Raw genomic sequence first — 23,832 nt, forward strand, 5'->3', positions numbered from 1 at the left:
ACTCTCAGTAAAGATGTTTGATAAAAGCTCAAAAAGAATTTGACGTTTCGTTTTGTCCAGTTTTCAAGGAACAATCTCAATTAGCAACTTATTTAGTATAACATTACAACAAGTCACTGTCAACATAAAATTTGGAGCGGGTGATGGGAATCGAACCCACGACAACAGCTTGGAAGGCTGTGGTTTTACCACTAAACTACACCCGCATGCAAATCGGGAAAACAGGATTCGAACCTGCGACCCCATGGTCCCAAACCATGTGCTCTACCAAGCTGAGCTATTTCCCGCATTTCCCTGGTCTAAAAACTATCAAACCAACTTACAATAAGAAAAGGCCTGTTTTTTATAAAGTTTTCAACTGCCCGGTAAGCTCTGGAGCCTTTTACGCAGCTGTTAACAGATCTTTTTTGCATGAAAAAATAGCGCGCCCAAGAGGAGTCGAACCCCTAACCTTTTGATCCGTAGTCAAACGCTCTATCCAATTGAGCTATGGGCGCGTAAATGCGGCCGAGAGGACTTGAACCTCCACGGGATTTAACTCCCACTAGGCCCTCAACCTAGCGCGTCTGCCATTCCGCCACGACCGCGTTATTAACTTGACACCTTTATATTATATCAAAACCTTTTATGGATGTCAACTATTTTTTATGGAGCGGAAGACGGGATTCGAACCCGCGACCCCCACCTTGGCAAGGTGATGTTCTACCACTGAACTACTTCCGCGATTTATCAAATCAATGCGGGTGAAGGGAGTCGAACCCCCACGCCGTGCGGCGCCAGATCCTAAGTCTGGTGCGTCTGCCAATTCCGCCACACCCGCGGATAAATGGTGAGCCATGCAGGATTCGAACCTGCGACCCTCTGATTAAAAGTCAGATGCTCTACCAACTGAGCTAATGGCTCAAAAATGGCTGGGCCAGCTGGATTCGAACCAGCGCATGACGGAGTCAAAGTCCGTTGCCTTACCGCTTGGCTATGGCCCAATGGCGGTTCCGACGGGAATCGAACCCGCGATCTCCTGCGTGACAGGCAGGCGTGATAACCGCTACACTACGGAACCACTCATGATATGATAAATTTTAAATGACCCGTACGGGATTCGAACCCGTGTTACCGCCGTGAAAGGGCGGTGTCTTAACCGCTTGACCAACGGGCCGCGATGACTGCTTTGTATGTATGGCGGAGAAGGAGGGATTTGAACCCTCGCGCCGCTTACGCGACCTACGCCCTTAGCAGGGGCGCCTCTTCAGCCACTTGAGTACTTCCCCAAAATGGCTCCGCAGGTAGGATTCGAACCTACGACCGATCGGTTAACAGCCGATTGCTCTACCACTGAGCTACTGCGGAATAACAAGCAACATCTTGTCGACTCTTAACATTATAATGACGGGACACGAAGGTGTCAACCCTGTTTTAAAATTTATTTTTAAAGCTTGTTTCGAAGATGCTGCATGCCCATTATTTCCGGCCCGGTTCAGCATACGTTTTGTGCAGCACCAGTTTTCCACCGCATCTCCCGCAAACGTACCGGTTGGTGTTGACCTTTCTTTGCCTTTTATACAGGATGCCACACTCCGTACAGACATATTCGTAACGCGGGGACGGGCGGCTGGTCATGCGGGAAGCCGCTTTACTCGGCAGCACGGCACAATAGCGGGGCGCGTCCGTTTCCTTTAACAATTGTTTGAAGTCCGCATCCCGGTGCCTGTACCCTTTCCCTTCCAGATGAAGATGGTAATGGCAAAGTTCGTGTTTGATAATGCCGATCAGCTCTTTTTCTCCAAGTTCTTCTAAATATTTTTTATTGATTTCGATATTGTGGCTTTTTAACAAATATCTTCCCCCGGTGGTCCGCAGCCGGGGATTAAATGAGGCTGCATGCCGGAAAGGTTTGTGAAAATACTCCATCGATATTTTTTCCACAAGGCCTTGCAATTCCTTGTTATCCATGGCCGTATGCCTCCTTACTCATAATGAAAAATGGATGCCGCGGGCACCTGCGCTTTTCTTTTCACATGACAAGTTATTATAGCATATACTTTAGTAAAAGTGCGGGGGATTGGTTTTGTTTCAGCATTCAGGAACAAGGGGGCGTTTGTGTGCCGGTATGGTTTCAAAACCAAATACGGAGAGCTTTTTGCGAGAAAAGGCGCAGTGAAATTAAACTGCTGAATGAATGCTGGTTTTTTTACAATGAAAAGAAGATGCGCGTGTAACTGGCGCATCTTCTTTTCACTTTTAATCATTTGGAAGCATGGTGAGCGATAATCTTCCTTTTTGGACGTCCACTTTCTCCACCCATACGGTGACTATATCGCCGACTGAGACGATATCAAGCGGATGTTTAACAAAACCTTTACTTAATTTTGAAATATGGACAAGCCCGTCTTCTTTCACGCCGACATCGACAAACGCCCCGAAATCGACGACATTCCGGACGGTTCCTTGCATCTCCATCCCCGGTTTCAGATCTTCCAGTTTCATAATATCCTTTTTCAAAAGCGGTTTTGGCAATTCATCACGCGGGTCGCGGCCCGGTTTTTTCAAGGCTTCGAAAATATCTTGCAGGGTCAGTTCGCCGATGCCGAGTGTCTTTGCCATTTCCGGGACAGACAGTGTTTCGAGCGATTTGATCAGCTTTTCTGTCCCGATATCTGCTGTCGTCATGCCCAGTTCATTCAGCAAAGCTCTGGCCGCATCGTAGCTTTCCGGGTGGATCGGTGTTTTATCAAGCGGTTCTTCCCCATCCGGTATGCGTAGAAAGCCGATACTTTGTTCGTATGTTTTTGCGCCGAGGCGGGGAATTTTTTTCAGTTCGGCCCGGTTTTTAAATTTGCCGTTCTCATCGCGGAATTTTACAATATTGCCCGCTACAGTGCTGCTGAGCCCGGACACATATTGCAAAAGAGACGGGGATGCGGTATTGACATCGACCCCGACCTGGTTGACGGCTGTTTCAACGACGAAAGTGAGCGATTCATTCAGTTTCTTTTGCGAAACGTCATGCTGGTACTGCCCGACACCGACCGATTTCGGATCGATTTTCACAAGCTCTGCCAGCGGGTCCTGGAGCCTGCGGGCGATGGAGACGGCGCTCCGTTCTTCAACATGCAAATCCGGAAATTCTTTGCGGGCAAGGTCGGATGCAGAGTAGACGCTTGCCCCCGCTTCATTGACAATCATATAGAAAACATCTTCTTCTATTTCTTTTAAAATACCGGCAATCCATTGCTCGGTTTCCTGTGAGGCTGTGCCGTTTCCGATCGCAATGACCTCCACCTTAAAATCCCGGATGATGCTTTTTACAATCGCTTTGGCTTCTTCTGTTTTCGGTTTTGGCGGATGCGGGTAAATCACGCCGATTTTCAGCACTTTGCCCGTTTCATCCACGACTGCGAGTTTGCAGCCGGTCCGGTACGCCGGGTCAACCCCGAGCACCGTTTTTCCTTTTAAAGGCGGCTGAAGAAGCAGGTTCCTTAAATTCTCGGCAAAAATATGGATAGCCCGGTCTTCCGCTTTTTCGGACAGTTCGTTGCGGATTTCCCTTTCAATGGCGGGCTCAATTAGCCGTTTATAGCCATCTTCCACCGCTTCCTTGACGATGCCTGATGTAATGGAGGCTTCATTCCGGATCACTTGCCGGTTCAAATACGCCAAAATCCGCTCGGTGTCGGCCTCAATGGATACGCGCAAAATGTTTTCTTTTTCGCCGCGGTTAAGCGCAAGCACGCGGTGGGGAACGATTTTGCGGACCGGTTCTTCGTAGGCGTAATACATTTCGTATACCTTTTTCTCATCTTTTTCCGCGTCTTTGACGGTACTTGCCATCACGCCTGTTTTAAACGTTTGACCACGGATCCAGCCGCGGTATTTCGGCTCGTCCGAAACCATTTCGGCAATTATATCTTTTGCACCCTGCAATGCTTCTTCGGCAGATGCCACCTGCTTTTCCGCTGATACGTACGCTGCCAGTTCAGCATCCAGGTCGCCTTCAGCCGGAAACGAAAGCATCCAGCGAGCCAGCGGTTCCAGCCCTTTTTCCTTTGCAATCGTGGCCCTTGTCCGGCGTTTTTGTTTATACGGGCGGTAGAGGTCTTCTACCAGCTGAAGCTTTTCTGCCTGTAAAATTTTCCCTTTCAGCTCTTCTGTTAATTTTCCTTGCTCATCGATCAGGCGGATGACTTCCTCTTTTCGCTGCTCAAGATTTTGCAAATAGTTCCACCGCTCCATAATGTCACGGATCTGCACTTCATCGAGCGCACCGGTCATTTCTTTCCGGTAACGGGCAATAAAAGGAACGGTATTGCCGTCTTCCAGCAAACCGATGACATTCCGGATGCTCTTTTCCGGGAACTGCAATTCTTTTCCCAGCTGGCTGATAAGCCTTGCCTGTTTTTCTTCCAAATTAAACACCACACTTCTGATTACTCTTCTGTTATTTTATCATGCTTTACGGGCTGAAAAAAATTGCAAAATAAAAAAGCTTGCCTTTACTGCAAGCTCCCAATAATAAATGTAGCGTCGTCATCCATGGTCTGTTGTTCTTTTAACCGGTCGGCAATCCGTTCGATAGACTCACATTTCTTCAAAAAAGATTGGACATTCCGCTCTTTCACACCGTCTGAATGGATGACGAACCTGGAACCCGGTTCATAGTCAAAAATCTCGGTTTTGAATTGCTGCGGCTTGCCGGACAAGTACCCGGTAATCGGGATCGGATAAGTCAGTTTGCCGCCCGGTGCCAACATAAAAAAGCGGATGTTGCCGACACAGCTGTAAACAAATTGGCGTGATTTAAAACAGGCTTTGAAAATGGCAACCGCTGCGCCCCGCTTCCGGTACAAAGCACGATTGCATGCGTCCATCAGCGTGTCAACATCGTCATCCGATTGTTCTTTCACGACTTTCGCAACAGCCTGGGAAGAGTAGTAGGCAAATTCCCCGCTCCCCAGCCCGTCTGCCAGCACACAGAGGAAATAGTCATCCGTTGCCTTCATAAAATAGGCGTCTCCGCACAGGTCCCGGCCGGCCTTTGTTGTCTGAAATCCATATACTTCTACTTGCTTTGAACTAAGATAATTCATAATGGCTAATTCTCCACATGTTGCAGTTCACCTTCTATGGCGTCCCGCAGTTTTTTGATCGCACGGCGTTGCAGGCGCGAGACGTGCATTTGCGAAATCCCCAATTTCTCACCTGTGTCCTTCTGGCTTAAATTTTCAATATACGTGTAGTGGATGACCTGGCGTTCCCTCTCGCTCAGTACGTGCAACACTTTTTCAAGCACAAGCCGCTGGTTGACTTTTTCATATCCGTCATCTTCACTGCCAACCATATCCAGCAGGGTCACGGTACTGCCGTCTGAATCCGACTCAATCGAATGGTCAACGGAAAGTGCGTGGTAGCTTTTGCTCATTTCCATTGCTTCCAGCACTTCTTCTTCTGAGATTTCAAGATGTGCAGCAATTTCAGCGATTTTTGGCGAGCGTTGCAGTTCGTTCGTCAGTTTTTCAACAGTGGATTTAATCCGCGGGCCGAGTTCTTTAATCCTTCGGGGGACGTGGACACTCCATGTTTTGTCTCTCAAAAACCGCTTAATTTCTCCGATGATGGTCGGAATCGCAAAGGATTCAAAGCTTTTTCCAATATTCGGGTCAAAGCGCTGAATGGCGCCGAGCAGGCCGATAATCCCCACCTGGAAAATGTCCTCCTGGTAGGCTCTTCCTTTCGAATATTTGCGGGCAAGCGACTCCACAAGTTTCTGGTAGTGCGCGACAAGTATTTCCTGCGCCTCTTTGTCGCCGTTTTGCTGAAAAGATTGTATCAATTGATTGACATCAATCTGATCAGGTTGAGGCAGTTTTGACATTCGTCTCCACCTGCTCCCCTTGAAGGTACTTGGTCATCATGACTGTAATCCCGCCATCATAATGTATGCGGACTTCATCCATTAAACTTTCAATGAGATAAAGGCCCAATCCTCCTTCTCTCATAAATTCGATCTGCACATCTTCCGTGTAAGGCCCAGCAAGTTCCCTTACTTTTTCCAGATCAAAACTGTCTCCGTTATCGGAAACCATGACTTCAAGGCGGTCCGGATAGAGGCTGAAATCGATGCTGACTTCCCCGTCCTCCTTGTCCTTATAGGCATGCTGGACAGCATTGGTAATAGCTTCGCTCGCGGCGATCTTCAAATCCTCGATGAGTTCGTAATCAAATCCCATGCGGCTTGCAATACCGGAAATGGTGAGGCGGATGACTCCGACATATTCCGCTTTGGCAGGGATTTTCATACTGATATGATCAAACTCCTCCATGTCTCACACTCCACCTTCTATTTCGGTATTAATCTTCATGATGTCGGAAAGGCCTGTAATATCAAACAGCCGTTTCAAACGGTCGGAAAGCCCCGTCAACGTGAGCATCCCGCCGTTTGCCCGCAAGCTTTTAAACAAACCGACCAGAACACCCAGCCCGGTGCTGTCCATATATGAAACATTGGTTAAATCTATTAAAACTTCCAAACCTGCTTTTCCTTCATATGGTTCAAATGCTTCTCTTAATTTTGGAGCTGTAAATGCGTCAATTTCCCCCGAAATGGTTACGTTTAAGGTATTTTGACTTTCCTTTTCCTTTACATCTACTGCAAAGTCCATTTCTTTCACCTCTTTAACATTCATCACTAAGTGGTTCATACCCTTTCCGGGCTGATGGCAAACCTGCTTTTAGGCAGTTCTTTTTAAAATCAGCAAGGTAAAATCATCACACAATTCAAATTCCTGCCATCTTTCCAGCTCCCTGTACACATTTTCCACGATTTCCTGTGCGCTCTTGCGAATATTTTTCCGGATCAGGCCGGTAATCGTTTCCCGGCTGACAAATCCTTCCTTTGTCCGGCATTCCGTTACACCGTCTGACAACAGCACAATCATATCGCCGAGCTGTACATCTTTTATATATTCATGATACTTCGATTTTTTTTCAATGCCCAAAAGCAGCCCTTTTGCGATTAAATCCTCAAATTCATCCGTTTCCGCATGATAGTAAAAACCGGGCTCGTGCCCGGCGGATGCGTAGGAGAACTTATGTACTACCGGGTCATACATACCGTAAAACATCGTGATAAACATACTCGGGTCGACATTCTGTTCAACGACGCGGTTCAGATTTTCCAAAATGATATGGGGTTGGTGGCTGTATTCCGGCAAACTGTCCATCGCGTATTTGATCATGGACATGCAGAGCGCCGCCGGGATCCCTTTCCCGATCACATCCGCGATTGCAATGCCGATACGGCGGTTCTCATCTTCAATAAAATGATAATAATCGCCGCTCATTTGTTTGGCCGGCATGCTGATCACGCCAATATCAATGCCATCCTGCTCCGGGACATTCGCCTTGAGCAGGGTTTGCTGCATGCCCGCAGCAATCTCAATTTCGCTCTTCAGTTCTTTTTGTTTTGTCCGGAGGCTTTGCTGTTCCCTGTAAACGAGCCCGTAGGCAAGCATAACTTCCAGCAGGACATCAAAGGACTGCTGCACCGTTTTGGAAAGCCCGGGTTCGATTTGCTGCAAAACAGAGCGGTGGCACATAATCATGTCTTCAGGAGAGATCCGGTTTTCAATCAGTTTGCGGCTGAACTTCTCGCACTGGTACAGCGCCTGTTCATCCGGATGCTGTAAAAAATGGCTGAGAATCTCTTTATATTCCTGCTCCATTGCATCGCGGAAATCCATCTTTTTCCTCCTATCATCGTATCCACTTGATTGCGGTAACGGTTGTTCCCTCATTCGGCGCCGAAACGATATCAAATTCGTCCATCAGGCGTCTTACTCCCGGCAGGCCTGCCCCAAGCCCTCCGGATGTGGAATAGCCGTCTTCCATTACTTTCCGGATATTTTCAATCCCCGGCCCTTTATCTGTAGCGATCACTTTCAGCCCTTTTTTCCCGTCTTGCAGAACTTTCTCAATCCGGATTTCCCCTTGTCCTGCGTATATAAAAATATTGCGGGCGAGTTCGCTGATGGCCGTTGTGATTCTTGCCTGGTCGACAGCACCGAAATGGAGCTCCCTTGCAATGTTTCTCCCAAGCTGGCGGGCGGCCACAATATCCCACTCATTCAAAATTTTTACACAGGAATGGTTATCCATACAGCTAGTCCCCCAATTCCTGTTTTAATTTCTCCAGGCCGCTTTCCAAATCCAGTGCCGTCATGACGCCCTCCATCGTAATTCCCAACTCGATCAGGGTAATGGCGACTGCAGGCTGGATTCCGGTGATGACCACTTTTGCGCCCAGCATTTTGGACATATTGACCACATCGCCCAGCACTTTTGCGATGAATGAGTCAATAAAATCGATAGAGGTGATGTCGATGACAACACCGCTTGCATTCGTTTCGTATATTTTTTTAAGCAAATCTTCCTGAAACTCCAAAGCTGTCTGGTCATCAAGCTCCCATTGGATCGAGACCAGCAGGCAGTTTCCCAGCTTTAAAATGGGTATGCGCATCAATCAACCCTCCCATTCTACGATTTTCCTCCCTGTCATTTCAAGAGCCTGTTCAATTCCTCTTTGCAGTGTACTCGTTGTTGTAATATGATTTAATTTGATTCCCAAATTTGTTAACGTATGTGCAATTTCAGCACGGATGCCGACAAGCATGCAGCGGGAGCCGACAAGCCGGACAGCATTTGCCGCCTGAATGAGATGATGGGCAACAACCGTATCAACAACTGGCACGCCCGTAATGTCGATCAGTACCACCTCCGACTTGTTTTTCACAATGCCGTACAGCAGGTTTTCCATAATCTGTCTTGCCCTTTCCGAGTCAATGGTGCCGACTAATGGAAGGACGGCAATTTTGTCAAACACCGGAATCAAGGGGGCGGACAATTCCTTTAACGCACTTTGCTGAAGCGAAATGGTTTTTTCCCAGATGGTGGTGTAGGCATTGACAAATTCATTTTGAACGGCATTGGTCCATTCCCGGAAGATTTCCCAAAATTCCTGGTGCTTTTCAAACACGACATCCGGGTTGTTATTCATCATCAGGTTGTAAACAATATCCCCGAGAATTTGAATGCCAGTCGTTGCAAAAGTGAGCGGCCAGCCCAGTGTCACGATTCTTTCGGAAAACTCGCCGAGCTGTTTCTCGTATTCGTGATTGCCTTTCGTCAACCGCGCAAGAATCACTTCGACAAAATCCCGGCTTGTTTTTTCAAACACCACCCCTTCATCAAAATGAAACGGGGCACCGCCTTTTGCTTTCATGCTTTTCATCCATTCATCCAGTATTTCATCTTTATGTTCTGGTATAAATTTCGCTAAATATGATTGCATGATCAACCCTCTTTCCTCCGAACAGTTTGAAGCGCCCTTCTTTGACAGCCTGCTTTAGACATGCCGGGCTTTTCCGGAAGACTTGCACAAAAACAAATGAACTGCTGCCTTTCGCCCCGGCGGATGGCTTTTTTCTGAACCGGTTTGTTGAAAAAACACAGAAAAATCCATTTGATTTATAAGTTATTATATCTGTTTTTGCCGGCAACCGGAAAATATTTTTTATGTAAATGGCACAGAAATCGGGCAAAAGCAGCATTTTTCCGGAAATTTTCTTCGGTTTATCTTATAGCGTTATCATATACCCGTTTTCAGATAGGGTTAAACCACATTCGTTGTATTTTTTTTGAAGGTGGGTTTCGCATGTTTGACCGCAGCACGTGAAAAAATATGCTAAAACGGGCGACGGGATGATCTCTCTTTTGTTCCAGCTTATTTTAAGAATGGCAAAGCCTGCCGAATGAAAAAACGCCCTTTAAAAAGAGCGTTCCTAAAATTCGACCAGTCCCAGGCTGATTTGCAGGGCGTCGTCAATTTTTTCCATGACTTCTTCATCAAGATGCGTAATCTTATCCGTTAAGCGTTGTTTATCGATTGTGCGTATTTGTTCAAGCAATATCACAGAATCCCTTTCCAAACCGTAACGCTTTGCATCAATTTCCACATGCGTGGGCAATTTTGCTTTCTGGATTTGCGCTGTTATCGCGGCAACAATGACAGTGGGGCTAAAACGGTTTCCAATGTCGTTTTGTAAAATGAGGACAGGACGTACGCCTCCCTGCTCGGAGCCGACCACCGGAGATAGATCGGCGAAGTACACGTCTCCACGCTTAACAATCAAAGGATTACCCCCCGCTTACTAGGCTTTCAACTGTATGTTCTGCTTCGTATTCAGCCTGGATCGCTTCGGAGGCAATCGCCAAATTAATTTTTGCCATTTCCATGTAACCACGCCTCATCGTTTCGCGGATTTGGCGTTTTTTCCGTTCTTTTAAATACATTTTTGTGGCACGGTAAATTAATTCATTGCGATTCATATTTTCAGTTTCAGCAAATCCGTCCAATTCCGTCAACAGCTGCTGCGGCAAGCGGACTAAAATTTCTGTTGAAATAGGTTCAGACACCTGCTACACCTCCACGCACTAGACACCGTTTCTACTTTCCATTCCCTTTTCATCATACCATCAAATACACTATATGCAAAGGCCAAATCACCATTCCTGTCTATTATCGGCAAAAAAATCATGTCATTATTCAAAATTCGCCAAAACATTTTTCAACCTTCAAGGACCGGATTCGACACGTCCGCGACATCGTTCCCGTTTTTCAGGAAAATGCGCGGCACCCGGCTTGAAATGGAACAGGTAACCTCGTAGTTGATGGTTTCGAGCTTTTCGGCAATTTCGTCAACAGGAATGGACAAATCTCCCTGCTTTCCAATCAAGGTTGCTTTTGTCCCGACAGCAACCGGACGGGCAAGCTTGACCATGCATTGATCCATGCAAATCCTGCCGACAATAGGCGCTCTTTCCCCGTCAATGATCACTTCCTGACCTGAAAGCCTGCGGATCCAGCCATCTGCATATCCAATCGGCAGCGTGGCGATCCATTCATCGCCGGAAGCCTGATAAGTGGCACCATAACTCACCGTGTCCCCGGCATGGATTTGTTTCACATGCGTCACCTTCGTATGAAGGGAGAACGCCTCTTTTAACGGAAACGGCAAAACCGGCTTGATGGCGGGCGAAGGGGAGAGCCCGTACATTGCAATGCCGAAACGGACAGCATTAAACGGAGACTGGTCAAATCTCAAAGCGGCGGCGCTGTTTGCGCAGTGCACATACGGCGGGCGGTGTTCGAGGTTTAAAACCATATCCTGAAACTGGCTATATTGCTTTTCATACAAAGTCGTATCGATTTCATCCGCTGTCGCAAAGTGGGTAAAGATCCCTTCAAAATAGAAACAGGATTGTTGGTTCACGATTTTTTCCACTTCTTTTAATTCCTGTAGGGTTCTTACGCCAATCCGGCCCATTCCGGTATCACATTTAAGATGGACGGATAGTTTCCGCCCGGTTAAATACCGGCCTGCTTCCTCAAGCCAGTCTTTTTGAAAAACAGTCAGGGAGATGTTTTCTTCAGCCGCGACTCCGGCATCTTCCGGACGGGCTGCCCCCAAAACAAGTATCGGAGCGGTAATCCCTTTTTTTCGTAACGCGAGCGCCTCGTCCAAAAATGCAACCGCAAGCGCTGAAGCTCCGGATGCAAGCGCGGTTTTCGCCACATATTCCGCGCCGTGCCCGTAGGCGTTCGCTTTTACAACCGCAATGATTTGCGTATGCTCGGGCAAAAGCTGGCGCATATTTCCGACATTTTCCGAAATGGCATCCAAATCGACTTCCACCCATGTATCCCGGTAAAAAGCCATGATTACACTTCCTTTATGATTCCATATCCTGATTATCGAACGCGTAGCCAGCGTTGTCAATGGTTTTTAAAAGGAAGTCTTATCAAACCGGTTTGGGACGGATTGCCGAAAGCAACATGCTGTAACCGCATCAAGAAAAAAACCCGCAGAGAATGGCTGCGGGCTTGTGCTTTTAGTGCTTACGAACGGGTTATCCGCATTTTATTTTTCCGGTTCTCCTCCGACAGACTGGGCGACTTCCATCATTTCCGCAGCCGTGAGCGATTTGGAGGCAAGCGTATATTCGACACCGTTCACCGTCCAGGACAGGGAGTCGCCTGTCTTGATCCCGAACGCAAACCCGAGATCCGCCATTTCCCCGTTTGCAGGAATCGGTTCTGTGGAAGCAGCAGGGAGTACCTCTGCCTTTTCCTCAATCAGCGTATACGTTTTATCGCCCGTATAGGTCAAAATAACGCGCTTGCCGTTTGCAACGGCAACTTCCTGTTCATCGAGCAGCGTCGTCCCCCCGATTTTTGCCGTCGGATATTTTACCGAAAACTCTTTGTTGCCGACCTTTCCGTCCACCGGCACTTCGAGTTTCGCCCCTGTCATATTTTTTTTCGTGTCAAACGCGTTGCTGTCGAATTTTGCATTAAAATCCACTTTCGTAAAAAGCACACTGACAAGCGTATTGCGGTCCGTGTCCATCACTTTCACACTGACTGGTGCAAGCGTCCTTTTGTCAAAAGTAATTTGCTGGTACGGCAGCATCTTATGGTTTTGATAGCGTGTCTTCGTCTCAAACACATATCGGTTCTTTTTCACCGTCATCTTTGCCTCTTTATCTTTCAATATGTCTTTCACAAGTGATTCATAAAGGTACGCCTGGCTTGTGTTGTTCGGCCAGTCGCTTTGAAATTTGTAGCTTTTGTTGAGGGCGGGCGTGACCACAAACACGCCTTCTTTATTGCGCAAAATCATCTGGCTCTGCCCCTCGCCCGCATTTTTCAGGTTGACACGGTAATATCCCGGCCGGTTGTGCCAAACTTCAATATTGTATGTCCGCGGTTCATTGCCCGTTTTCAGCGTCATTTTCGCATTCAGCTTGTAGCCGTCCATCTTCTCCACTTTTTCATTTAATTTTCCGGCCACATCCTGCGGTTTTTTCGCTCCGCAGGCGGAAAGCAGAAAAATGGCAAACAGCGCCGCAAACAAAACCCAGTACTTTCTCTTCATCCTTTCAACCCCTTTATTGTCTCAAATCTTATGAAGAGAAAGGCTTCATCAAAAGCCCGTGCCTTGTCTCTCCTCTCTTACTCTGAATATATGAGACAACCCGGGCCTGTATGATGGGGAATTGAAAAAACGTTATAGCTTCAGTCTTCCAGAATCACTTGGGCGAATGCATATTCACGGCTGTGCGTGATCGACAAATGGGCATGGGGCTCTGCCGGCTTTGAAAAATACGGGCGGCCATTTTCATCTTTTGCGATTTCAATTTCCTGAAAAGACAACGCGCCCCCGATCCCCGTGCCAAAAGCTTTGGAATAAGCTTCTTTCGCCGCAAACCTGCCGGCCAGGAATTCAATTTTCCTTTTTTCTGTCAACTTGCAGAACTTTTGCTGCTCCGCTTTTGTTAAAATCCGCCCCGGAAACCGCGGCTGCCGTTCATACAGCTTTTTTATCCTTTCAAGCTCGACAATATCAATGCCAATTCCTTTGATCATGTGCTCACCTTCTGTTTTTCCAGAGTATAAACCACAAAATTTCCGATACCCGATTTTCACGCTGCTGCGGTGCCTCTGCCTTCCGTGAAAATATGCGCCGGTAAATCGTTCTGCTGGTATCCATGATGGCGGTTCGGCCCTTTTTGAAAATACGCGCCGGATTTGGGCTATCCCTTTTTCCATCCTGCTGGCGGTTGCGGTTAGAAGCAGGCCGGACGTCTAATTCGTCATTACCGGCATATGTATAAATAGAGCTTTTCCATTGAAAGGAGTATTTGCAATGCTGATCCGCCCGATCCGCTTTTCTGCTTTTATTGGTTCCTATCCCGTCGTATCTGCCATTTTCCTGGCCCAGTGCCTCTTGTTTGCGGCCATGCGGCTTCCGGTTTTACCAACACAAACCCTTTATGAAACACTGTCCGGTGTGAACCTTTATATTGCCCAAGGGGAAATATGGCGGCTTGTCTCCCCTGTTTTTGTCCATATTGATTTCAGCCACCTGCTGTTGAATTCCTTCTCCCTTTTGCTGCTCGGCCCCTGTCTCGAACGGCTGGCCGGAAAATGGAAGTTTACCCTATTATATTTTGGCTGCGGATGCTGCGCCAATCTCGCTTCTTTTTTTCTGCTTCCGCTTACCTATTCCCATGCCGGTGCGAGCGGTGCCCTGTTCGGCCTGATCGGCGCATATGTCGCCCTTGTCTGGGTCGGGGAAGATGTGCCAAAAACAAGCCGGCAAACCATTTTATCGATTGCGGTCATTTCCGTTGTAACGGCTATGATGCAGCCTGGTGCCAACCACACAGCCCATCTTTCCGGACTCGTTGCCGGCATGCTGCTCGGAGGCATGCTTTTGCAAAGAAAAGCGGCTTCTCCTGCTTAGAAAAAGTCAATTCTCCGGACTCATTGCCGGCGTGCTGCTCGGGGGAATGACTTTTACGAAAAAAACGGATTCTTCCGCTTTAAAAAAAGCCAATTCTTTTCAGCCGCATTACCGGCGTGCTGCTCGGGGGAAAGGCTTTTACGAAAAAAAGCGGATTCTTCCGCTTTAAAAAAAGCAACGGGAGCTGCCGTTGCTTTTTTAATGGGGCGCCGGCAACTTTTGCCATACCGGCATTTTTACTTGTAAAGAGTCGCAGCCGGATACAAACCGACCCGCTCGTAAAGCTGATGATGCTCTATTTTTTTGGCCCCGCCTTCGTTTGGTTAAAATGGTTTGCGGTTTGTTGTTGTTCTTCTCGGCTTTCTTCCCTTATTGTAAGACCCTTTGTAGGACCCTGCAGGCTTGCCCCGTCTGCTATGGTCTTTTTTATGCGGAAGCGGCCGTTCTTCTGAAATATGAACCGGTGTTTTATCCGGCTCTTTCGTCATCAGTTTCAAAGCAGCTGCCGTGACCTCAGCCGGGTCATATTCTGCAAGCAGCTCCTTCGCTACCGACATATATTCATCAATATTGCCTTCTTTGATGGTTTCCCCGATCCGTTCCATGGTGACGCGCTGCTGCCCTTCAAACGCTTCATCCCAGGTCGGCGGGCGCATCGGGAGCATTCTCTTTTTCGTTGTCTGTTCAACCGTTTTGAGATAGCCCATTTCCCGCGGCGTGACAAAGGTCATTGCCATGCCTTCCCGTCCGGCACGGCCCGTTCTTCCGATCCGGTGCACATAGGATTCCGGATCCTGCGGAATATCGTAATTGTAAACATGGGTTACACCCGAGATATCCAGCCCGCGTGCGGCAACATCGGTGGCAACAAGCACATCAATTTTCCCGTCTTTAAACTTCCGGAGTACCGATAAGCGTTTCGCCTGGCTCAAATCACCGTGGATACCTTCTGCAAGATAGCCGCGCAAGTTCAGGGCATTCGCCAGTTCATCAACTCTCCGCTTCGTGCGCCCAAACACAATCGCAAGGTCCGGAGACTGTACATCCAAAAGCCTTGACAATACATCGAATTTTTCGCGTTCCTGGACTTTGACGTAGTATTGTTCAATAGACGGAACGGTCATTTCTTTTGCTTTCACACGGACAAGTTCCGGGTTGTTCATGAAGCGTTCGGCAATTTTCCGGATCGGATCCGGCATGGTTGCCGAGAACAGCATCGTTTGGCGGTCTTTCGGCACGGTGGAAAGAATGGCTTCAATGTCATCAATAAAGCCCATATTCAACATTTCATCCGCTTCGTCAAGCACAAGCGTATGCACATGGTCGAGTTTCAAGGTTCCCCGGTGTATATGGTCAAGAATCCGTCCCGGTGTTCCGACAATAATTTGCGGATGGTTCTTCAGCGCACGGATCTGACGCGAAATATCCTGGCCGCCATAAACAGCCAGCACATGAACGCGCGAATCCTGGCCGATCCGGTACAATTCTTCAGATACCTGAATGGCAAGCTCGCGGGTTGGCGCGATAATGATTCCTTGAATATTACGGCTTCTATGATCAATCTTTTCAATTAACGGTATGCCAAATGCTGCAGTTTTTCCCGTACCTGTCTGCGCCTGGCCGATAATATCCTTCCCTTGCATGGTGAGCGGAATGGTGGCTGCCTGAATCGGCGATGCCTCTTCAAATCCCATTCTTTTCACAGCTTTTAAAATCGCCGGGCTTAAATTTAATTCTGAAAACTTCGTCAATCTTCTCAATCTCCTTCTAAACGTTCAACAGGGCCGCATGTCTTCCTTAGGGTTTTACCCTTTTCGGCAAAAAAATATACTCTTTTGAGCATTGTCAGCTAAAAGCGTAAACGATGTACGGTAATCGTAACATGAATACGGCAAGATTTCAACGAATATGGAGCCGTGGTTTTTTCACAATCATTTTGGGACTTTCAATTTTTCGGTACCAATGGTCGCCGCTATATTGAAAACTTCCTGCCGAAACCAGAATGCAAGGACAAAATTCCAAAAAACGGAACACAGGGAAGGCTCTTTTTCCATATTCCGTTTCAGCCTTCACATTCACTTGTGGAAGTAATCGTACGACATCGGCATTGGCCACATGTTGTTTGGGATTTAAAAAATCAGTTCGCCATACGGTTATAGGAAAGAAGACTAAAGATCAGGCCTTATTGACTCTTACTGAGCGCAAAACCCGTAAAGAAATAATTTTGAGAGTGACAGCCAAGGATAGTCTATCCGTTTCAGAAGTCATATCTCAGTTGAAAGTGTCTTACGGTAATCGGTTCTCTAAAGTGTTTAAAACCATTACAGCTGATAACGGTTCTGAATTTGCTGACCTCGGCCTTAGTGTTGAAAAAGATCTAACAGAGGTTTATTTTACACACCCTTACACATCCTGTGAACGAGGAACCAACGAGCGTCATAATGGCCTTATTAGGCGCTTCATACCAAAGGGGAGACCCATTTCCTCTGTGGCAGACGAAACCATTACCTATGTTGAAAATTGGCGTAACCATCTTCCAAGGAAGATCCTCAATTATCGTACACCTGAGGAGTGTTTCCAAATAGAGTTAGCTGGCTTAGCTTCTTAACCTTAAGCCAGCTAACCCAAAGGGTTGGTTTTTAGCAACTTGACAAAGAGTCTCTGCGGGCATGGCTACCAGCCATGAAGCCAGGTATACGGTACTGGCTGGGCCAACCAGGCTACCATGCCCGCCACTCCACGTCAAGTTGCGCAGCGTGTCCCGATTCTACTTAATCATGGGTTATCTGGTCTTTCAATACTTGTTGCATTTAATATTGCAATTTAAGATTTTTATTTCTTCAATCCACGGAAGAATAATGGCGCACTTTTAACCCATCGACTCTGTTTATGCACTTTCATCGTTTGGGTTCATTTTTTTCATTTATGGCATCCATTTTGCTTTTATTAGTTGTACAGGCTATGGTTTCTGAATACAAATATATCAATCGCATGATGGAAAGGCTGAGGAAAATGATGGAAAGCATGATTAGTTATATTTTTCTTGGGCTGTCGCTTGCTGCGCCGATCGGGCCGGTGAATGCCGCTCAAATTGACAAGGGGATTAAAAATGGCTTTCTCCACTCATGGCTGCTCGGAATCGGTGCCATGGCAGCGGACGGTTTGTATATGCTGCTCGTTTATCTCGGTGTCGTCCATTTGCTCAGCATCGGATTTGTAAAATCATTCCTTTGGTTTTTCGGATGCTTTGTCCTTACATACACCGGCATTGAAAGCATGATTGCAGCCAATCAGCCGATTTCCGGTTTGATGAGAAACAAAGAAAAATTGTCCAAATCATTCCTGACCGGTTTTCTGATGTCTCTGACCAATCCGCTCACCATTTTATTCTGGCTCGGCGTTTACGGTTCCGTGCTTGCAAAAACAGCTGAATCTGTAGGCCCGCAGCAGTTTCTCCTCTACAGCCTGGCCATTTTTTTGGGGGTGGCGCTGTGGGATTTTTCGATGGCTGCCGTCTCAAGCAGCTTCGGAAAACTGCTAACCAACCGTTTGATTCTTTTCATTTCGAGGCTGTCCGGCCTGTCTCTTGTCGGTTTCGGCATTTATTTCGGCATTCAGGCGGTCAAGAGTCTGTAGCATAAGCAAACAAAAGTCCCGCCGAACTCTTGTACCTTTTCGCTGGTTTTCCGGAAAAAATCAGCACGTTCTTGCTTTCCGCCCGCTTTTTTACCGTCCGGCCCTTTTTGCCGATTCAGTCACCTTTTTTTCAAATAAAGGGATGATTTCTGAAGTGGGCATGGAATCCTTTCATTTATACCGCGTTTTTCGAAATGCGCCGGATTTTTCCGGCTTTTCGCCGGTTCTTTCGCTTTTTCCGGATCTTTTTCGCCTTTTCGGCTGATTTCAGCAGGCAACTTGTATTTGTTCCCTAGTTTTCAAGAGAAATTTCCCGTATACTTATCATAAAAAGCAATCAAACTTATAAGTTGGAGGAGAATTGTCAATGGCAGCTTCACATATTCAAGCCGTTCTCTTTGATTTAGACGGGGTCATCACAGATACTGCGGAATACCACTACTTAGCATGGAAAAAGCTGGCTGATGAGCTGCAGGTTCCTTTTGACCGCCATTTTAATGAAGCGCTTAAAGGGCTCAGCCGCATGGACTCTTTAAAGAAAATATTGGAGAACGCCCGGCCGGAGCCTTCCCTTCCTGAAGAAAAGCTGAACGAACTCGCGGACAGGAAAAATGAGTATTACAAAGAACTGATCCGCCAAATTTCCCCTGCCAATTTGCTTCCCGGCATCCACAACCTGCTCGAAGATATAAAGAAAAGGGGAATAAAAACAGCGCTGGCTTCCGCGAGCAAAAACGCCATGTTTGTCATCGACAGACTGGGGATAGCTTCCTATTTTGATGAAATCGTGGACGCTGCCCGCATTCAGCACGGCAAGCCGGATCCGGAAATCTTTTTAACCGGCGCCCGCAAGCTGGACGCGGATCCGGCCTTTTGCATCGGGGTTGAAGACGCGGAAGCCGGGATCCAGGCCATTAAAGCGGCCGGCATGTTTGCAGTCGGGGTCGGCACGCCGGATAAAATGAAGCAGGCGGATTTCCTTGTTGAAGGAACCCGGGACCTTGATTTTGAAAAAATTGAAAGCGCATTTCTTCTGAAAAATAAAGGATGAGGCGTGATGGTTACCATTTCCGATGTCGCAAAACAGGCGAATGTTTCAAAGATGACGGTTTCACGGGTCCTTAACCACCCCGAACAGGTTAGAGATGATTTAAAAAAACTGGTATATGAGGCGATGGAGCAGTTGAACTATGTACCCAATTATGCGGCACGTGCCCTCGTCTCCAACCGTACCCAGGTCATCAAGTTCCTGATATTGGAAGAAATGGACACAACAGAGCCGTATTATATGAACTTGCTGGCCGGCATTGCCAGGGAGCTCGACCAAAACCACTACTCGCTTCAGCTGGTCACACGGAAATCGAAGGACATCGGCCAGTGCGACGGTGTGATTGCGACGGGTGTCCGCAGCCAGGATTACGATACCATTTTAAAAGAATTTTCCAAACCGGTGATTTTATTCGGGCAAAATGACAGAGGGTTTGATTTTATTGATGTGGACAATGAAAAAGGCGTACGGCTGTTAACAGAGCATGTCATTCGCCGCGGGTTTAAAAAAATTTATTTTTTCGGCATTGACCTGCAAGAGCCCTTTATGTTTGCGAGACAAAAAGGTTATCTGGATGCAACCGAAGCAAACGGGTTGCCGCCGTTTCTTTGCAGGGTCAAAAACAGTTCAAGCGCCGCCCAGCAAGAAGCGGAAAAAATTTTATCCAGCCGGAAGGAAAGATGCGCGTTTGTATGCGCAAGCGACCGGATTGCCCTCGGCGTGATTAGAGCCGCCCAATCGCTGCGGCTATCCATACCAAGTGAGGTTGCGGTCACCGGTTTTGACGGGGTGTTTCTCGACCGGATTTCCGCTCCCCATATTACAACCGTGCGCCAGCCCGTTGTAAAAATGGGAGAAGCATGTGCACGCATGCTGTTGAAAAAAATTCAGGAAAACGGGAAATCCCAAGGGCACCAGTTTTTTGAACCGGAAGTGGTCATCCGCCCCTCCACCGTCTGTGAATAAGCAGCCTTCAATCAGCTGCTTATTTTTTTTACAGTGCCGAAGTGAGCGCGAAGCATTTTGTTAACGGTAACACCACCGAAAAATTTGTTCCACATAAAGGGGTGATGATACGTTGAAAGGGTATAGAAGAAAAGTGGAGGTGAACCGCTTTGCAAGATGCGTGGTGGAAAGATGTCATTTATCAGGTATATCCGCGCAGTTTCAAAGATTCAAACGGGGACGGCGTGGGCGATATCCCGGGCATCATTGAAAAGCTGGATTATATCCGCGATCTCGGGGCAACGGCCATCTGGCTCAATCCAATTTTTGAATCGCCGCATGTGGACAATGGCTATGATGTCAGCAACTACGAAAAAATCGACCCGGTTTTCGGCACGATGGAAGATGTGGAACACCTGATCAAGGAAGCGAAAAAACGCGGGCTTAAAATCATTCTGGACCTTGTGCTGAACCATACGTCAGACCGCCACCCGTGGTTCCAAGAAGCGCGGAAAAGCAAAGAAAATCCGTACAGGGATTACTACATTTGGCATGACCCTGTCAAAGGGCGTGAACCGACGAACTGGGCGAGCTTTTTCGGCGGCAGCACATGGACATTGGATCAACAAACCGGGCAATATTATTTTCATCTGTTCAGCGACAAAATGCCCGATCTGAACTGGGAGAACAAAAAAGTGCGCGAAGAAATGGCAAAAATCGCCCTATTCTGGCTGGATAAAGGTGTGGACGGATTCCGGCTGGATGCGGTCATTCACCTGGCAAAGGACACCCGTTTTCTTCCCGTTAAAACAAAATCGGAAGAAGCCTTTGTGCTTGCAGAACAGTATTATGCCAACCTGCCGCGTGTCCATGATTATATCCGTGAATTTAACCGTACGATTAAAGCGAAGCATCCAGAAGCTTTTTTAATCGGGGAAACAGCTTCCGCCGACACGAAGCTTGCCCGGCTTTATTCAAGGCCGGACCGCGAAGAATGCGACTGCATCATTACCTTTAACTACTTAGGGTTTGACACAGAAGCAAAAAAACCTGGCATTCCGCAAAACTGGCAACAGGGAAAATGGGACTTGCTTGCTTTTAAAAAAGCGATGTCCCAGTGGCAACATGACTTGTACGGGGAAGGCTTCAATTCGCTCTACTGGAATAATCATGATATGCCGCGGGCCTTGTCGCGTTTCGGGGACGAAGGTAAATACCGGGAAAAAAGCGCAAAGATGCTTGCTACTTTGATGTATTTGCAATGGGGGCTGCCGATTTTGCTGCAGGGCGAAGAAATCGGCATGGTGAACTTGAAGCTCCCGCGGCTCCAAGACTATGAGGACCCAAGTATCAAAGGGCTTGCCACAATTGCGAAAAAGAAAGGCTATGCGGAGGAAGAAATTTTAAAAATGGTGCAACAGCGCTCTAAAGATACGTCAAGAGGCGCCATGCAGTGGAACAATGATCGATACGGCGGCTTTTCTACATATGCTCCGTGGCTCGGCATCAATGAAGATACGCGGACCGTGAACGTAGCGGCGCAGGAAAAAGATCCCGGCTCCGTGCTGCATTATTACCGGAAGCTGATCGAACTGAAAAAATCAATGCCTGTCTTTACGGCCGGCAGCTGGGAAATGCTGGCTGATGAGGACCCGGACATCTACGCGTATATACGGAAGCATGAAGGCAGCTGTGCCATGATTGTCTGCAATACATCGAAAAAACTGCAGACCTTTACCTGCCCGGAACTTACCCGCCACAGATGGGCATGTCTGCTCAATAACAACGGCGATCGCGGCAAAGCGGTGCTAAGCAAACTGGTGCTATCACCTTTTGAATGCTTTGTTTTATTACAAAAGTAGCATAAGAGGAGGAGAAAAGATGGAACTTGCAGGAATTTTTCATCAGCCGTTCAGCGCGGATGCGTATATATATGACAAAAAAACGATGCACCTGAAGCTGCGCACGAAAAAAGGGGACATTCAGAAAGCCGTCCTCATTTGGGGAGACCCGTATTTATTTAAAAAAAAGGAAGACGGGGAATACCACTGGGAATCTGAACGCCTTGAAATGGAAAAAAAGGCTGAAACAGAGGCGCACGATGTCTGGTTTGCCGAAGTCCGTCCGCCGCACCGCCGCCTGCAGTACGCCTTTATCCTTACCGGCACGGATGGCAGCGACATTTTTTATGGCGGGCGCGGCTTTTACCCGGCAAATGAAGATACACTGCGGGTGCCCGACTATTATTTTAAATTTCCGTTTATGCACGAAACCGATATGTTCAAGGCGCCTGACTGGGTGAAGTCCACCATTTGGTACCAGATTTTTCCTGAACGGTTTGCAAACGGAAATCCCGCCATTTCTCCGGAAAATGCCCTGCCGTGGGGAAGCAAAGACCCGGGCGTGGACGACTTTTTCGGCGGCGACCTCGAGGGGATCATCGGCCATCTCGATTATCTCGCCGATCTTGGCATTAACGGGATTTATTTGACGCCGATTTTCGAAGCCCCTTCCAATCATAAATACGATACATTCGACTATTTTACGATTGACCCACATTTCGGCGATAAAGAAACATTCCGCAAACTGGTGGAAGAAGCCCACAAGCGCGGGATCCGGATTATGCTCGATGCGGTGTTCAACCATATTGGGAAAAATTCAAAACAGTGGCAGGATGTGATGAAAAACGGGGAGAAATCGCGCTACAAAGACTGGTTCCATATCCACTCTTTCCCGGTCCGCGAAGGCGAAAACGGGAACATTGACGGGCATGATACGCTTTCGTTTGATACGTTTGCTTTTACGACAAGCATGCCGAAGCTGAATACGGCCAATCCCGAAGTGCAACAGCATTTGCTCGATATTGCGACTTACTGGATCCGTGAATTTGACATCGACGGCTGGCGCCTTGATGTCGCCAACGAAGTCGACCATGCTTTTTGGAAAAAATTCCACCAGGCTGTTGTAAGCGAAAAACCGAATGTTTTTATTCTCGGCGAAATTTGGCATGATGCGTGGCCCTGGCTTTTAGGCGATGAGTTTCATTCGGTCATGAATTATCCATTTACGCAGACGATAATTGAATACTTTGTGGATGAAAAAATTTCCGCCGAAAAACTGATGCACAGCCTCAACCAGCAGTTTATGCATTATACGCAGTCCAACAACGAGGTTTTGTTTAATATGCTTGACAGCCATGACACCCCGCGGATTTTGACAAAGGCAGGCGGCGACAAGCAAAAGGTGAAGCTTGCCCTTGCCTTTACGTTCGCGCATACCGGTTCGCCGTGCATTTATTACGGCACCGAGGTCGGAATAGACGGCGCAGGTGACCCGCTTTGCCGGAAATGCATGGTCTGGGATGAAGACAAGCAGGACCGCGACATGCTCGCATTTATGAAAAAGCTGATCCGCTTCCGGAAAGACCATCAACAAACCTTGACATACGGCGATCTCGTCTGGCTGAAAACCGATAACGAAAAACAAGTGGTCAGCTTCCTGCGCAAAGGGGAAAAATGCACCTTGCTGTTTGCCTTTAACCGGTCGGACCAAGAACAGGCCATCCCGTGGAGCGAGCTGGATGTAAAACCGGACACCGTAAAAGACGCGTGGGAAAACAAACCGGTTTCAAGCAAAACCCTTGTCCTCCCGCCAATGGACTTTGCGATTCTGGAAATCACAAACTGACCCTGACCGTAGCGTTCTTGAAACCCATTCGTCGCTTCCCATTGCGATTTTAAAAATCACAAACTACCCCTCCCCCCTGCCGGATAATTGGCAGGGGGCTTTTCATTTTGTTACCGTTAACAGAAAATTTTACATTGTAACCGTTTTCCACTCTCT

The 23,832-nt window shown here is 47.6% G+C and carries 23 protein-coding genes, 12 tRNA genes and 1 pseudogene; 8 read left to right on the forward strand and 28 right to left on the reverse strand.

The window, feature by feature from the left end; all coding sequences use genetic code 11:
- Positions 1-132 precede the first annotated feature (132 nt).
- The 13 genes from NFR98_RS10620 to NFR98_RS10680 form a co-directional block, all read right to left on the reverse strand.
- Positions 133-206 (reverse strand) — tRNA-Gly (locus tag NFR98_RS10620).
- A gap of 7 nt (positions 207-213) precedes the next feature.
- A tRNA-Pro gene (locus NFR98_RS10625) sits at positions 214-287 on the reverse strand.
- Positions 288-423: 136 nt separating this feature from the next.
- Positions 424-497: transfer RNA gene (locus NFR98_RS10630), tRNA-Arg, on the reverse strand.
- Positions 498-502: 5 nt separating this feature from the next.
- Positions 503-587: transfer RNA gene (locus tag NFR98_RS10635), tRNA-Leu, on the reverse strand.
- A 61-nt stretch (positions 588-648) separates the two neighbouring features.
- A tRNA-Gly gene (locus tag NFR98_RS10640) sits at positions 649-723 on the reverse strand.
- A gap of 15 nt (positions 724-738) precedes the next feature.
- Positions 739-820: transfer RNA gene (locus NFR98_RS10645), tRNA-Leu, on the reverse strand.
- A 7-nt stretch (positions 821-827) separates the two neighbouring features.
- A tRNA-Lys gene (locus tag NFR98_RS10650) sits at positions 828-903 on the reverse strand.
- Between the two features lie 5 nt (positions 904-908).
- Positions 909-983 (reverse strand) — tRNA-Gln (locus NFR98_RS10655).
- Position 984: 1 nt separating this feature from the next.
- Positions 985-1,060: transfer RNA gene (locus NFR98_RS10660), tRNA-Asp, on the reverse strand.
- Between the two features lie 24 nt (positions 1,061-1,084).
- A tRNA-Glu gene (locus NFR98_RS10665) sits at positions 1,085-1,156 on the reverse strand.
- A gap of 21 nt (positions 1,157-1,177) precedes the next feature.
- Positions 1,178-1,268 (reverse strand) — tRNA-Ser (locus tag NFR98_RS10670).
- Positions 1,269-1,272: 4 nt separating this feature from the next.
- Positions 1,273-1,347, reverse strand: a tRNA-Asn gene (locus NFR98_RS10675).
- Between the two features lie 111 nt (positions 1,348-1,458).
- The gene (locus tag NFR98_RS10680) at positions 1,459-1,950 is read right to left on the reverse strand and encodes a SprT family protein (protein ID WP_017551126.1); all 492 of its coding nucleotides are present in this window, start codon (positions 1,948-1,950) and stop codon (positions 1,459-1,461) included.
- Positions 1,951-2,099: 149 nt separating this feature from the next.
- Here NFR98_RS10680 and cmpA point away from each other — a divergent pair, with 149 nt between their 5' ends.
- Positions 2,100-2,216, forward strand: coding sequence for a cortex morphogenetic protein CmpA (cmpA, locus tag NFR98_RS10685; RefSeq protein ID WP_088775937.1), 117 nt, complete (start codon positions 2,100-2,102; stop codon positions 2,214-2,216).
- Positions 2,217-2,238: 22 nt separating this feature from the next.
- On the opposite strand, the gene NFR98_RS10690 is transcribed toward cmpA, so the two are convergent.
- The 14 genes from NFR98_RS10690 to acpS all read right to left on the reverse strand — a co-directional run bounded on the left by NFR98_RS10690 (position 2,239) and on the right by acpS (position 13,480).
- Positions 2,239-4,416 carry a Tex family protein gene (locus NFR98_RS10690; RefSeq protein ID WP_272955354.1) on the reverse strand — a complete coding sequence of 726 codons (2,178 nt, stop codon included), beginning with the start codon at positions 4,414-4,416 and terminating at the stop codon, positions 2,239-2,241.
- A 74-nt stretch (positions 4,417-4,490) separates the two neighbouring features.
- Positions 4,491-5,084 (reverse strand): PP2C family serine/threonine-protein phosphatase, encoded by a 594-nt coding sequence (locus NFR98_RS10695; RefSeq protein ID WP_014096816.1) that lies wholly within the window; start codon positions 5,082-5,084, stop codon positions 4,491-4,493.
- Positions 5,085-5,089: 5 nt separating this feature from the next.
- Positions 5,090-5,869 carry an RNA polymerase sigma factor SigB gene (gene sigB, locus NFR98_RS10700; protein ID WP_014096815.1) on the reverse strand — a complete coding sequence of 260 codons (780 nt, stop codon included), beginning with the start codon at positions 5,867-5,869 and terminating at the stop codon, positions 5,090-5,092.
- Positions 5,847-6,317 carry an anti-sigma B factor RsbW gene (gene rsbW / locus NFR98_RS10705; RefSeq protein WP_014096814.1) on the reverse strand — a complete coding sequence of 157 codons (471 nt, stop codon included), beginning with the start codon at positions 6,315-6,317 and terminating at the stop codon, positions 5,847-5,849. Before rsbW ends, sigB begins: the two co-directional genes overlap by 23 nt.
- 3 nt (positions 6,318-6,320) lie before the next feature.
- Positions 6,321-6,656 carry an anti-sigma factor antagonist gene (locus NFR98_RS10710; protein ID WP_026104587.1) on the reverse strand — a complete coding sequence of 112 codons (336 nt, stop codon included), beginning with the start codon at positions 6,654-6,656 and terminating at the stop codon, positions 6,321-6,323.
- 69 nt (positions 6,657-6,725) lie between these two features.
- Complete coding sequence (locus NFR98_RS10715) at positions 6,726-7,736, reverse strand: PP2C family protein-serine/threonine phosphatase (RefSeq protein ID WP_017551130.1); 1,011 nt, start codon at positions 7,734-7,736, stop codon at positions 6,726-6,728.
- Between the two features lie 13 nt (positions 7,737-7,749).
- The gene (locus tag NFR98_RS10720; protein ID WP_014096811.1) at positions 7,750-8,151 is read right to left on the reverse strand and encodes an anti-sigma regulatory factor; all 402 of its coding nucleotides are present in this window, start codon (positions 8,149-8,151) and stop codon (positions 7,750-7,752) included.
- A 4-nt stretch (positions 8,152-8,155) separates the two neighbouring features.
- On the reverse strand, positions 8,156-8,512 hold the full coding sequence (locus NFR98_RS10725) for an STAS domain-containing protein (protein WP_014096810.1): 357 nt from the start codon (positions 8,510-8,512) through the stop codon (positions 8,156-8,158).
- 3 nt (positions 8,513-8,515) lie between these two features.
- Positions 8,516-9,343 carry an RsbT co-antagonist protein RsbRA gene (gene rsbRA / locus NFR98_RS10730; RefSeq protein WP_014096809.1) on the reverse strand — a complete coding sequence of 276 codons (828 nt, stop codon included), beginning with the start codon at positions 9,341-9,343 and terminating at the stop codon, positions 8,516-8,518.
- Positions 9,344-9,833: 490 nt separating this feature from the next.
- Entirely contained in the window at positions 9,834-10,184 is a 351-nt protein-coding gene (locus NFR98_RS10735; RefSeq protein WP_013860680.1) for a type II toxin-antitoxin system PemK/MazF family toxin, read from the reverse strand.
- Positions 10,185-10,188: 4 nt separating this feature from the next.
- Positions 10,189-10,467 (reverse strand): CopG family ribbon-helix-helix protein, encoded by a 279-nt coding sequence (locus NFR98_RS10740; protein ID WP_014096808.1) that lies wholly within the window; start codon positions 10,465-10,467, stop codon positions 10,189-10,191.
- Between the two features lie 152 nt (positions 10,468-10,619).
- Positions 10,620-11,771: an alanine racemase gene (gene alr, locus NFR98_RS10745; RefSeq protein WP_014096807.1), complete on the reverse strand. Its 1,152-nt coding sequence runs from the start codon at positions 11,769-11,771 to the stop codon at positions 10,620-10,622.
- A 201-nt stretch (positions 11,772-11,972) separates the two neighbouring features.
- Complete coding sequence (locus NFR98_RS10750) at positions 11,973-12,989, reverse strand: LolA family protein (RefSeq protein ID WP_014096806.1); 1,017 nt, start codon at positions 12,987-12,989, stop codon at positions 11,973-11,975.
- 140 nt (positions 12,990-13,129) lie between these two features.
- On the reverse strand, positions 13,130-13,480 hold the full coding sequence (gene acpS / locus NFR98_RS10755) for a holo-ACP synthase (RefSeq protein WP_014096805.1): 351 nt from the start codon (positions 13,478-13,480) through the stop codon (positions 13,130-13,132).
- 262 nt (positions 13,481-13,742) lie between these two features.
- On the opposite strand from acpS, the gene NFR98_RS10760 reads away from it, so the two are divergent.
- A complete protein-coding gene (locus NFR98_RS10760) occupies positions 13,743-14,360 on the forward strand; it encodes a rhomboid family intramembrane serine protease (protein WP_231111515.1) in 618 nt (205 codons plus the stop codon).
- Between the two features lie 323 nt (positions 14,361-14,683).
- Here the strand turns inward: NFR98_RS10760 and cshA are convergent, their stop codons facing one another.
- Positions 14,684-16,111: a degradosome RNA helicase CshA gene (cshA, locus tag NFR98_RS10765; protein WP_014096803.1), complete on the reverse strand. Its 1,428-nt coding sequence runs from the start codon at positions 16,109-16,111 to the stop codon at positions 14,684-14,686.
- A gap of 398 nt (positions 16,112-16,509) precedes the next feature.
- Here cshA and NFR98_RS10770 point away from each other — a divergent pair.
- The 6 genes and pseudogenes from NFR98_RS10770 to NFR98_RS10795 all read left to right on the forward strand — a co-directional run.
- A pseudogene (locus NFR98_RS10770) lies at positions 16,510-16,968 on the forward strand (IS30 family transposase); the annotation flags it as partial.
- 407 nt (positions 16,969-17,375) lie between these two features.
- Complete coding sequence (locus NFR98_RS10775; protein WP_179234841.1) at positions 17,376-17,996, forward strand: LysE family transporter; 621 nt, start codon at positions 17,376-17,378, stop codon at positions 17,994-17,996.
- 367 nt (positions 17,997-18,363) lie between these two features.
- The gene (gene pgmB, locus NFR98_RS10780; protein ID WP_179234763.1) at positions 18,364-19,047 is read left to right on the forward strand and encodes a beta-phosphoglucomutase; all 684 of its coding nucleotides are present in this window, start codon (positions 18,364-18,366) and stop codon (positions 19,045-19,047) included.
- Positions 19,048-19,053: 6 nt separating this feature from the next.
- Complete coding sequence (locus NFR98_RS10785) at positions 19,054-20,010, forward strand: LacI family DNA-binding transcriptional regulator (protein ID WP_017551138.1); 957 nt, start codon at positions 19,054-19,056, stop codon at positions 20,008-20,010.
- 149 nt (positions 20,011-20,159) lie between these two features.
- Complete coding sequence (locus NFR98_RS10790) at positions 20,160-21,851, forward strand: glycoside hydrolase family 13 protein (RefSeq protein WP_179234764.1); 1,692 nt, start codon at positions 20,160-20,162, stop codon at positions 21,849-21,851.
- Positions 21,852-21,870: 19 nt separating this feature from the next.
- A complete protein-coding gene (locus NFR98_RS10795) occupies positions 21,871-23,676 on the forward strand; it encodes an alpha-glycosidase (RefSeq protein ID WP_179234765.1) in 1,806 nt (601 codons plus the stop codon).
- The last annotated feature ends 156 nt before the right edge of the window (positions 23,677-23,832 follow it).

The sequence above is a fragment of the Weizmannia agrestimuris genome, from assembly GCF_943193165.1.
Lineage (GTDB): Bacteria > Bacillota > Bacilli > Bacillales > Bacillaceae_C > Weizmannia > Weizmannia faecalis.